At 68.0% G+C, this 11,140-nt stretch carries 8 protein-coding genes and 1 pseudogene; 8 read left to right on the top strand and 1 reads right to left on the bottom strand.

Annotation, left to right across the window (positions count from 1 at the left end; genetic code table 11):
- Positions 1-120: 120 nt before the first annotated feature.
- The 6 genes and pseudogenes from MO1_RS13765 (at position 121) to MO1_RS13740 (ending at position 7,536) form a co-directional block, all read left to right on the top strand.
- Positions 121-1,678 (top strand): annotated as a pseudogene (locus MO1_RS13765) (ATP-binding cassette domain-containing protein).
- A gap of 47 nt (positions 1,679-1,725) precedes the next feature.
- Positions 1,726-2,847, top strand: a complete 1,122-nt coding sequence (locus MO1_RS13760; protein ID WP_036313202.1) for a GuaB3 family IMP dehydrogenase-related protein — start codon at positions 1,726-1,728, stop codon at positions 2,845-2,847.
- Positions 2,847-3,713, top strand: coding sequence for an SURF1 family protein (locus MO1_RS13755; RefSeq protein WP_060916334.1), 867 nt, complete (start codon positions 2,847-2,849; stop codon positions 3,711-3,713). The genes MO1_RS13760 and MO1_RS13755 overlap by 1 nt, the downstream gene beginning before the upstream one ends.
- A 10-nt stretch (positions 3,714-3,723) precedes the next feature.
- Positions 3,724-4,242 carry a DUF3817 domain-containing protein gene (locus MO1_RS13750; protein WP_060916340.1) on the top strand — a complete coding sequence of 173 codons (519 nt, stop codon included), beginning with the start codon at positions 3,724-3,726 and terminating at the stop codon, positions 4,240-4,242.
- Complete coding sequence (guaA, locus tag MO1_RS13745; RefSeq protein WP_036313198.1) at positions 4,239-5,819, top strand: glutamine-hydrolyzing GMP synthase; 1,581 nt, start codon at positions 4,239-4,241, stop codon at positions 5,817-5,819. The genes MO1_RS13750 and guaA overlap by 4 nt, the downstream gene beginning before the upstream one ends.
- Before the next feature lie 121 nt (positions 5,820-5,940).
- Complete coding sequence (locus MO1_RS13740) at positions 5,941-7,536, top strand: sensor histidine kinase (protein WP_255209279.1); 1,596 nt, start codon at positions 5,941-5,943, stop codon at positions 7,534-7,536.
- Positions 7,537-7,595: 59 nt separating this feature from the next.
- Here the strand turns inward: MO1_RS13740 and MO1_RS13735 are convergent, their stop codons facing one another.
- On the bottom strand, positions 7,596-8,498 hold the full coding sequence (locus tag MO1_RS13735; RefSeq protein ID WP_060916333.1) for a Bax inhibitor-1/YccA family protein: 903 nt from the start codon (positions 8,496-8,498) through the stop codon (positions 7,596-7,598).
- A gap of 164 nt (positions 8,499-8,662) precedes the next feature.
- Between MO1_RS13735 and MO1_RS13730 the strand changes: the two genes are divergently transcribed.
- Together MO1_RS13730 and MO1_RS13725 are read left to right on the top strand one after the other, a co-directional pair.
- A complete protein-coding gene (locus MO1_RS13730) occupies positions 8,663-9,673 on the top strand; it encodes a glycerophosphodiester phosphodiesterase family protein (RefSeq protein WP_036313194.1) in 1,011 nt (336 codons plus the stop codon).
- Positions 9,674-9,763: 90 nt separating this feature from the next.
- On the top strand, positions 9,764-11,017 hold the full coding sequence (locus MO1_RS13725; protein ID WP_060916332.1) for an MFS transporter: 1,254 nt from the start codon (positions 9,764-9,766) through the stop codon (positions 11,015-11,017).
- Positions 11,018-11,140: the final 123 nt, after the last annotated feature.

Below are 11,140 nucleotides of genomic sequence, written 5' to 3'. Positions count from 1 at the left end.
ATCGAAAGCCCCGACCAATGCTGGTCGGGGCTTTCGTGGTTTACGCCCACTTTCGTGTGCGCTCGTGGGGCATATTCGATAAGCTGGTCGGCTCCGCTCTTGGAGCGGAAGGACCATCTTGTGGCTCACATCGATGTTCAGAACGTATCGTTTACATTGCCCGATGGGCGTCCCCTTTTGGATGGCGTCTCCTTCCGGGTTCCGGCAGGCAAGACGACTGCGCTCATCGGGCAAAACGGCGCCGGCAAGACCACGCTGATGCGCATCGTGCGCGGCGACACCACCCCTCACGGAGGTGTCGTGTCTGTCGATGGCTCCCTCGGCGCGATGGATCAGTTCGTGGGCCATGGGGCGGTTGGACAGACGGTCCACGATCTCCTGATCGAGGTGTCTCCCGGTCGCATCGCGCGCGCGGCGCGTGAGCTCGGGGCCGCGGAGAATGCGGTGATCGAGAACGACGTGCTCGACACGCAGTTGCGGTACGCCTCCGCCATCGCTGACTATGCGGATGCCGGGGGTTACGAGTACGAGACCGTTGGGACACCTGCACCATCGCAGCCCTTGGCGTGCCCTTCGAGCGGGCGCGGTTCCGCGAGAGCGCCTGCGCGAAAGCCACAAGACCGTGCTGCTCATTTCGCACGATCGCGAACTGCTCGCACGGGCTGCTGACCGCATCGTCACCCTCGAAGCAGGCATGGCAGGCAGCACGGCCTGGGTCCACGGTGGGGGTTTCCGCAGCTATCAGCAATCCCGAGACGAACGGATCTCGCGCCTTGACGAGTTGCGGCGGAGGTGGGACGAGCAGCACCTGGCCCTGAAGAAGTTCGTGGCGGACATGAAGGTGAAGGCAGCCGCGAGCGATGACTTCGCGTCTCGATACCGAGCCGCGCAGACGCGGCTGCGCAGGTTCGAGGAGGCCGGTCCTCCCGAGGCGCGGCCGACGGAACAGAAGCTCGATCTTCGTCTTCGAGGGGCGCGTACGGGCAAGCGGGCCGTCGCGGCCGAACGACTCGAGCTCACGGGTCTCATGCGTCCGTTCGATGCCGAGGTCTGGTTTGGCGACCGTGTCGCCGTCCTCGGATCCAACGGGTCAGGCAAGTCGCATTTCCTCCGTCTCCTTGCTGCGGGCGGGACTGATCCCGATGCGCTGCTGGGGCACGTCACGGACACCGCGGTTGCGCTTGAGCCTGTGGAACACCAGGGGCGGGTGATCCTGGGCGCCCGGGTGGTGCCGGGATGGTTCGCTCAGACGCACCGGCATCCGGAGTTCTCGGGGAAGGCCCTCCTCGACATTCTGCACCGCGGCGACGATCGCCGAGGCGGGATGCCGCGGGAGGCGGCCAGTTCGGCGCTTGATCGGTACGGTCTCGTCGGGCAGGCGGAGCAGACGTTCGAGAGCCTTTCAGGAGGGCAGCAGGCGCGATTCCAGATCCTGTTGTTGGAGTTGTCGGGAGCGACGCTCCTGCTGCTCGACGAGCCGACCGACAACCTCGACCTCGTCTCCGCGGAAGCTCTCGAAGGGGCCCTTGCCTCCTTCGAGGGGACGGTGCTCGCCGTCACCCACGATCGCTGGTTCGCCCGATCGTTCGACAGGTTCCTCGTGTTCGGGTCCGACGGAGAGGTCTGCGAGTCGGATGCACCCGTCTGGGACGAGAAGCGTGTGAGTAGGGCCCGGTGACCGGCGGGGCACGCGGCAGGGCTCGACGGTAGGCTGGAGCGGTGACCATGGAAATCGAGCTCGGCCGCGCCAAGCGCGCGCGTCGCGCATACGCCTTCGACGACATCGCTGTGGTGCCCTCGCGGCGCACGCGCAACCCCGAGGACGTCTCGACGACATGGTCGATCGACGCCTACAGTTTCGGCATCCCCGTTCTGGGCGCGCCGATGGACTCCGTCATGAGTCCTCGGACAGCCATCATGCTGGGTCAGCTCGGGGGACTGGGTGTGCTCGACCTCGAGGGACTCTGGACCCGGTACGACGACCCGGAGCCGCTTCTCGCAGAGATCGCCGCGTTGCCCGCCGATGGTGCGACCCGTCGCATGCAGGAGCTGTACTCGGCACCGATCAAGCCGGAGCTCGTGCGCGACCGCCTGGCGGAGATCCGTGCTGCGGGCGTCACCGTCGCCGGCGCACTCACTCCTCAGCGGACGCAGGAACTGTACGAGACCGTCGTCGCGGCCGGTGTGGACCTGTTCGTCATCCGAGGGACCACGGTCTCGGCAGAGCACGTGTCGAGCGTCGATGAGCCGCTCAACTTGAAGAAGTTCATCTACGACCTCGACGTTCCCGTCATCGTCGGTGGCGCGTCGACCTACACGGCTGCGCTGCACCTCATGCGCACGGGCGCGGCAGGTGTGCTGGTCGGGTTCGGCGGGGGAGCGGCATCCACCACCCGTGCAACGCTCGGCCTCCACGCACCGATGGCCACTGCTGTCGCCGACGTCGCCGGTGCCCGCCGCGACTACCTCGACGAATCGGGCGGGCGCTACGTGCACGTCATCGCCGACGGTGGTGTGGGCACTTCCGGTGACATCGTGAAGGCGCTCGCCATGGGTGCGGACGCGGTCATGCTCGGCGTCGCGCTGGCGCGAGCCACCGACGCACCCGGCCGTGGATTCCACTGGGGTCCCGAGTCGCACCACGCCAAGCTGCCGCGCGGCACGCGGGTCGAGGTGGGCCAGGTCTCGCCGCTCGAGGAGATCCTCTACGGGCCCGCTCCTGTCGCGGATGGCACGGCCAACCTCATCGGGGCTCTGCGTAAGTCGATGGCGACGACCGGGTATTCCGACCTCAAGGAGTTCCAGCGCGTCGAGGTCGTCGTCGCGCCGTACGCGTCGTCCCACTGATGACCACCGCTCGCACCGCCGACGATCTTCCCGAGGTCTTCCCGCCGACGCTGCGGGAAGTGATGATCCGACCGTTCTGGATCGGGATGCTGGGGCTCGCCCTGCTCGTCGCGGGCATCTTCGCGTGGCTCGGGCAATGGCAGCTGGGTAACGCGATCGACACCGACCCGCCGGCGGCCGGCATGACCGAGCAGGTACGCCCGCTTGGCGACGTCGTCACGCCGGGCGAATACCTGTCGGAGCCGCTGGTCGGCCAGCGCGTCGACGTCGCAGGATCCTTCGTCGCCGGCGACTTCCGTGTCGTCGGCTCTCGGTTCGACGACGGCGAGCCCGGCTTCTGGGTCGCAGGTCAGCTGCGCGTCGACCCGTCGACGACGGGCATCGACGGGCCCACGTCGCTGGCGGTGGCCGTCGGGTTCACCCCCGACCGAGCGACCGCGGATGCAGCGGCGTCCGCTCTCAACGACGATGCCCCGCAGAAGGTGGAACTGACCGGGCGGATCATCTCGGATGAGGGTGCGAAAGAACCGCCCCGCGACGGCGACCCGTTCGAGATCACCGCCATGTCTCCCGCTGCGCTGCTGTCGCAGTGGCGGGATGCGGCCGGGGTCGACGTCTACCGTCCCTACCTCGTGTCCGGGGAGTCGTTCGGCGGGCTCCGTGACATCCACTCGCCGGCACCCGCCGAGCTCTCCTCCGTCAACTGGCTCAACATCTTCTACGCCATCGAGTGGGCGGTCTTCGCGGGGTTCGCTTTCTACATGTGGTACCGGCTGGCCCGAGACGCGTGGGAGAAGGAAGTCGAAGCCCTCACCGAGGGTGATGTCGACGCTGACGGCGCCGAGCACGCCCCGGCGCGCCCGTAGACTGGGATCCATGCCCGTCCAGCCCAAACTCGCCACTTTTCCGGCGATCCGCGGCGCTCTGAAGTTCTACCAGATCGCGTCGATCATCACCGGTGTCGGCCTGCTCCTGCTGGTCGCCGAGATGATCCTCAAGTACACCCCGATCCATGTCGAGCTCTTCGCCGGCGGATCCGGCGGACTCCTCTGGTTCGCGACCGCGATCCCCGGCCCCGATTGCCAGTGGTTCTCGCTCTTCGTCCCCACGACGAACACCTGCGACATCGTCTCCACGGGCGACGGCCTCAACATCTCGCTCGCGATCCTCATCGTGCACGGCTGGTTCTACGTCGTCTACCTTTTCGCATGCTTCCGGGTCTGGAGCCTCATGCGGTGGCGCTTCCCGCGTTTCATCGTCCTGGCGCTCGGCGGCATCGTCCCCCTCCTCTCGTTCTTCATGGAGGCGAAGGTCGCCCGCGAGGTCAGGCAGTACCTGGCCGAGCGGGAAGCCGCCGCATCCACCGCCCTCGAAACCCCCACGGAGACCCGGTGACAGAGCAGACCGAAACCTCCCAGCGTCCCGTTCTGGTCGTCGACTTCGGCGCCCAGTACGCGCAGCTGATCGCCCGGCGCGTCCGCGAAGCCGGTGTCTACAGCGAGCTGGTTCCCCACACCGCCACCGCCGCAGAGATCGCCGCGAAGAACCCGGTCGGGATCATCCTCTCCGGAGGTCCGTCGTCGGTATACGAAGAGGGAGCGCCCCAGCTGGACTCCGCCGTCTTCGACCTCGGCGTCCCCACCCTCGGCATCTGCTACGGCTTCCAGGTCATGGCGAAGACCCTCGGCGGCGAGGTCGCGAACACCGGACTCCGTGAGTACGGCGCGACGGATGCCACGATCGTCACCGACAACGTGCTTCTCGCAGGGCAGCCGGTCGACCAGAACGTCTGGATGAGTCACGGCGACCAGGTCAGCGCGGCGCCGGATGGATTCGACGTCCTCGCCCGTACCGCGGTGACGCCGGTCGCGGCCTTCGCGAACGACGCTCGGAAGCTCTACGGCGTGCAGTGGCACCCGGAGGTCAAGCACTCCGACCACGGTCAGCGCGTGCTCGAGAACTTCCTGCACAAGGCGGCGGGTCTTCCGGCCGACTGGAACAGCGACAACGTGATCGCGGAGCAGGTCGAGAAGATCCGCGCCCAGGTCGGCCGCGGTCGCGTGATCTCCGCTCTCTCGGGCGGGGTCGACTCCGCTGTCTCGACGGCGCTGGTCCACAAGGCCGTCGGCGATCAGCTCACCGCGGTCTTCATCGATCACGGACTCCTCCGCAAGGGCGAGCGCGAGCAGGTCGAGAACGACTACGTCGCTTCGACCGGTGTGCGACTGATCACGGTCGACGCTCGTGAGACCTTCCTGGACGCACTCGCAGGCGTCAGCGACCCGGAGCAGAAGCGCAAGATCATCGGCCGCGAGTTCATCCGTGCCTTCGAGAAGGTGCAGTCCGACCTCATCGCCGAGGCGGCAGCCGACGGCGATCCCATCGGGTTCCTCGTGCAGGGAACGCTTTACCCCGACGTCGTCGAGTCCGGCGGGGGAAGCGGCACGGCCAACATCAAGAGCCACCACAACGTCGGCGGACTCCCCGAGGACCTCCAGTTCGAGCTCGTCGAGCCGCTCCGGACCCTTTTCAAGGACGAGGTCCGCGCGATCGGTCGCGAGCTCGGTCTCCCCGAGGAGATCGTCGGCCGCCAGCCGTTTCCGGGGCCCGGCCTCGGAATCCGCATCGTGGGCGAGGTCACCGCTGACCGTCTCGAGATCCTGCGTGACGCCGACGCCATCGCTCGAGCGGAGCTGACGAAGGCCGGCCTCGACGCGGAGATCTGGCAGTGCCCCGTCGTTCTCCTGGCGGATGTCCGCTCGGTCGGTGTGCAGGGAGATGGTCGGACCTACGGGCATCCCATCGTCCTTCGTCCGGTCTCGAGCGAAGACGCGATGACCGCGGACTGGACGCGCCTGCCCTACGACGTCCTCTCGAAGATCAGCAATCGCATCACCAATGAGGTGCGCGAGGTCAACCGGGTCGTACTCGACGTCACGTCGAAGCCCCCCGGGACCATCGAGTGGGAGTGAGCCCCGCGGCTCACTGCTGTGACCGTCCGGTCCCGCGCCTCTTGACACGGGACGCGCCGCGCGGCCAGAGTGAGCGCGGGACCCTGCCCCTTTCTGCACCGCCGACTGAGGAGGGGGTGAGATGTTGATCGAGCGTTCGCGCACGCAGCCGTACGCCCAGTTCCTGCTGGCCGCGGCCAGTCTCATCGTCATCCTCGTCCTGGGCACGATCGACAGCGAGCGCGTCACGCCGCTCCTTCTCGCAGGGTTCGGCGTCATCGTCCTCAGCACGGCGGCCATGACCGCGGTGTGGCTCGTTCAGCCGACCCACCATACGGAGTGGTTGGCGATCGTCCCTCTGGTGCAGATCATCGCGTGCGTTCCGCTCCGGGATGCCGGCACCGATGTGTTGCCGTCCGCAGCGATGCTCATCATCTTCCCGCTGGGGTGGCTCGCGTTCGCGTTCCCGCCGATGGTCACGGCAGCGGGCGTGCTGCTCACCGCAGTCGGCCCGCTCGTTCAGGCGCTCAGCAGCGGGGGATTCGATTCCGCCAGTGACATCGTGTCGGTCGTCGCACTTCCCGTCATCAGTGCGCTCGTCGCCGTCACCGTCAGCCTCGTCGCTCTGGACCTCGCGCGGATGAGAGCCACCATGCACAGTGTGTCGACGGAGCTCGATCAGGCGTTGCGCCTGTCGGACCGCGACACCGCGATGCTGCGGGCGACCCTCGACGCGACGGACAACGCCGTCGCGGTGTTCGGACCGGACGGTCGCCCCATCCTTCTGAACGCAGTCGCGGCCGAGATCAGCGGTCGCTCGGGCATCGACGACGTGGACCGGGACGGATTCGCCTCCCTCATCTGGCGGGCGGATCCGTCGATGCCGGTCGAGGCGACGTCCGCGGACTTCGTGGAGCGGGTGCGCTCGGGGGACTTCGCCGCGCCTCGCACCGTCGAATTCGGCGGCGACCCTCGCCGCGTGATGCAGGTGATTGTCCGCCCCGTCGTCGCCGGTGGAGACGAGGTCGGCATCGTGATCGTGGGGCAGGACGTCACAGACCTCGTGAACGCGGTCGAAGTGCGCGACCGATTCCTCAGCACCGTCGGGCATGAGTTCCGCACCCCCCTCACGGTCATCCTGGGACACACCGACATCGCCCTCATGAACAACTCCGCAGAGACCGAGCGCTGGGAGGCCGTCGAACGGTCGGCCGAGCGGTTGCTCCGTCTCGTGGAGCGCCTCATCACCGCTGGCCAGACGTCGCGTGACGTCGAAGCGCGCTCCGGTGCCTCGCACGTGGGCCCGGTCGTGAAGCACGCTGTGACGGAGGTCGCCGTCCGCGCGATGGAACGCGGCATCGGCATCCAGATCGGCACGATGCCCGAACGCGCTGCGCGCATCGCCGTCCGTGATCTCTCCTCCATTCTGGAAGAACTGCTCCGAAACGCCGTCGAGTTCACTCCTGCGGGCGGGGGCGACATCGTGGTCTCCGCGCACGAAGACGGCCGAGACATCGTCGTCACCGTCGCGGATCAGGGCATCGGCATGACGGAGCAGGAACGCGTGCACGCCTTCGAGCGCTTCTACCGGGCGCCGTACGCGCACGAGGAGGCCATTCCGGGCACCGGTATCGGCCTCTCCAACGCTGCCTCGCTGGCCGACGCCTACGGTGCGAGCGTGTCGCTGCAGGCGCACAACCCGCGCGGCACGCTGGCCGTCCTCCGCCTCCCGTCCTGACGCGTTAACGACGAAGGCCGCCCGGTTGCCCGGGCGGCCTTCGTCGTTGAGCGCTGCGATCAGTTGCTGCCTCGCAAGATGGCGATCATGCGGAGGATCTCGACATACAGCCACACGACCGTGACCATGATGCCGAAGGCACCGATCCAGCCGAACTCGCGGGGAGCGCCGTTGCGGGCGCCCTGCTGCACGAGGTCGAAGTCCTGCACCAGCGAGTACGACGCCATCAGGACGACGAGCAGGCCGATGACGAGACCCAGCGGGATGCCGAAGACCTTCTGGCTGTAGAGACCGAAGGTTCCACCGGTGACGCCCGTCCACATCAGGACGAGGTTGACGAGGCCGAAGACCAGGTAGCTGACCATCGCGATCATGAAGATCTTGTTGGCCTTCTTGCTGACGCGGACCTTGCCACTGGCGAACAGCGCGAGAGTCACACCGACGACCACGAGGGTCGCGACGGTGGCCTGCAGGACGACGCCGGGCCAGATGAACTCGAAGAACGCGGAGATGCCACCGACGAACAGACCCTCAGCCGCCGCGTACGCCCAGACGAGCGCGGGACGTACCTTCTTGCGGGAGGTGAAGGTGATGACGAGGGCGAGGATGAACCCGACGAACGCACCGATGATCCAGGGCGCCATCGTGAGGCTGCCCGGCTGGACCTGCGTCGGCATGAGCGATCCGCCGAGGGTCCAGAACCAGCCCACGAGGGCGGTGACGAGAAGGATGCCGAACAGACCCGCCGTCTTGACGACGGTGTCCTCGACCGTCATGCGGCCGGTGTCGGCGGACGACGCGGTCGGAGCCGCGAACATCCCCTCGAGCTGGGCATTCGACGCAACTGCGGCGGCCTGGTGCGAGGCTGCTGCGGAGTTCGTCTGGGCTGCCGGAGGAGTCAGGCCGGGGCGCTGCTCCTGAAAGACCGGATTATTGAAGGCGAAATTGCCGGACGCTGCCATTGTGTGTGTCACTCCAAAGGTCGACTCACAGCGCTGTGCTGTCGATCCAGCGTATCGGACGGTGATTCTGCGGGAGGGGTGCCCCGCTGTGAGAGGACTATGAGGGTCCCACGGGCCTGTCTCCCGCGGAGGCTGGCGTGCACCCCGCTGGGTAGCCTGAGCGCATGTCCCGCACGCGCCCGCTCGTCATCGGCCACCGCGGAGCTCCGGGATATCGTCCCGAGCATTCCCTGGCCTCGTACGAGCTGGCTCTCGACCTCGGCGTCGACGCGGTCGAGCCGGACGTCGTCTTCACGAAGGACGCCGTCGCCGTGATCCGGCACGAGAACGAGATCGGCTCGACGACGGACGTGTCGCGGCATCCGGAGTTCGCGTCGCGGCGCACGACCAAACGCGTCGACGGCGAGAGCCTCACGGGTTGGTTCGTGGAGGACTTCACCTGGGACGAGCTCAACACCCTCCGCTGCCGGGAGCGACTGCCGAAGCTGCGCCCGCGGAGCGCCGACTTCGACGATCGGCTGCCGATCCTGCGACTGCGTGACCTTCTCGACCTCGTCGCTCGGGTCGGAGCGCGGGAAGGCCGCGGCATCGGGGTCGTCCTCGAGGTCAAACACGCCACGTACTTCGGGTCGCTCGGCTTCGACGTGGCGGCCCTGCTCGCCGCGGAGCTGCGTGCGGCCGGCTGGGATGCCGGGAATCATCCGCTCGTCGTCGAGTCGTTCGAGCAGACGATCCTGCAGCGGATGCGGGACCGCGGCATCCGTGCTCAATACATCTACCTGCTCGAAGCGGAGGGGCGCCCGTTCGACCTCGTCGCGACGCGTGGGCAGGCTGGTCCCTCGTATGCGGATCAGCTCACGGACGCAGGCCTCGACCGTCTCGCGCACGAGGTCGACGGCATCAGTCTCGACAAGCGCATCATCCTCGAGGGGACCGCAAAGGAGTCGGGGGTCGTCGCCGCAGCGCACCGCCGCGGGCTCAAGGTGTACACGTGGACCTGCCGACCCGAGAACGCATTCCTCTCCGCCCCGTTCCGTCGGGGCCGCGCCAAGGCGGCGTTCGGGGACTGGGAGGGGGAGTGGCAGCACATCGCGGATGCGGGTGTCGACGGGGTCTTCGTCGACCACGCCGACCTGGGGGTTGCATTCTTCGGACGCTCAGGTGCCGACCGGTAGAATGGGTGCCGGTGCGTCAGCACCCCGTGTAACTACCTGATCCGTGGAGAGTCAAGGCGGCACGACGCCTCGTCTACACGGAGGTCACACATGCCCCTCACCGATTCCAGTCCGGTGCGCCCGGCCGCGAGCGACAGCCCCATCCGCACCCTCGCTGCGAGCATCGGCGTCAGCTACTTCGCCATCGCTCTGATCGCGCGGCTGCCGTACGCGATGATCGTCGTCGGCGTCCTCACCATGGTGGTGGACGCCCGCGGATCGCTTGCCGTCGGCGGACTCACCTCGGCGATGGTCGGCCTCGGCACGATCGCCACCGGCCCGCTCATCGGCGCCGCGGCAGACCGGTGGGGACAGCGCCCTGTGCTGCTCCTCGCGGCGCTCGTGCAGAGCGCGGTCCTCGTTGCGCTCGTCGCTGTGGCTTACGGCGACACCCCCGAAGGCCTCCTCCTCCTCGTGTCGGCGCTCGCCGGGGCGACCGCGCCCCAGGTCTCGCCGATGTCGCGCGCGCGCCTCGTCGGAGCGATCGGACGGATGCGGCTCGCCGCGGGCGCCCGCGGGCGGCTCCAGGAGTCGACGATGGGCTACGAGTCGGCCGTCGACGAGATCGTCTTCGTCTTCGGTCCCGTTCTCGTCGGCGTCGTCGCGATCGCCGCGACTCCCGCGGCTCCCGTGCTCGCCGCGGCCGCGCTCACTCTCGCCTTCGTCACCGCCTTCGCGCTGCATCCGACAGCGCGCACGGCAGGCCACGCGGCCGGGTCCGCCGAGCGCGAGCCCGCGCGCAGCATCGCGCGGCCGGGCATCCTGCTCGCGGCCGGCGGCACGTTCGCGACCGGCCTCTTCTTCGGATCTATGCTGACGTCGCTTACCGCGTTCGCCGACGAGGGCGGATTCCCCGAACAGACCGGCATCCTCTACGGCATCATGGGCATCGGGTCGGCGATCCTCGCGCTCGCCGTCGGCATGCTGCCACGACGTTTCTCGCTGCCGTGGCGCTGGATCGCGTTCACCGGCATCCTGGTGATCGGTGCCGTGCTCGCCGCAGGGGCGACCGGCGCCGTTTCGATGGGGTGGGCGCTCGCCCTCGCCGGTTGCGGCATCGGCCCGACACTCGCGACCCTCTACGCCCTCGCGGCCGCGCGCTCGCCGAGGGGGCGCGAAGCCACCGTCATGGCGATCCTCGGTTCGTCGGTCGTCGTCGGTCAAGCACTCTCGAGCATGGTCGTCGGCTCGATGGCGGAGTCCGCAGGATCGACGACCGCACTGTGGGCGCCGGTGGCCGCTGCGGCCCTCCTGATGATCTTCGGTCTCGCGAATCTCCGGGCACGGCAGAGTGTTCATCGGTAGGTCGTAGCCACGGAAAGGGACGCGCATCTCCTGAACGCGCGTGAGGATCTTCTCATCTGAGCAACTACCTCTTGGGAGATCGTCAGGGCGTGCATAGCCTCCTATCAGCCTCGGCCGCGGCAT

It is taken from the genome of Microbacterium oleivorans NBRC 103075 (genome assembly GCF_001552475.1).
Classification (GTDB): Bacteria; Actinomycetota; Actinomycetes; order Actinomycetales; family Microbacteriaceae; genus Microbacterium; species Microbacterium oleivorans.
Note: the sequence above shows the minus strand (reverse complement) of the source record. Positions and strands in the feature narration are given on the sequence as shown.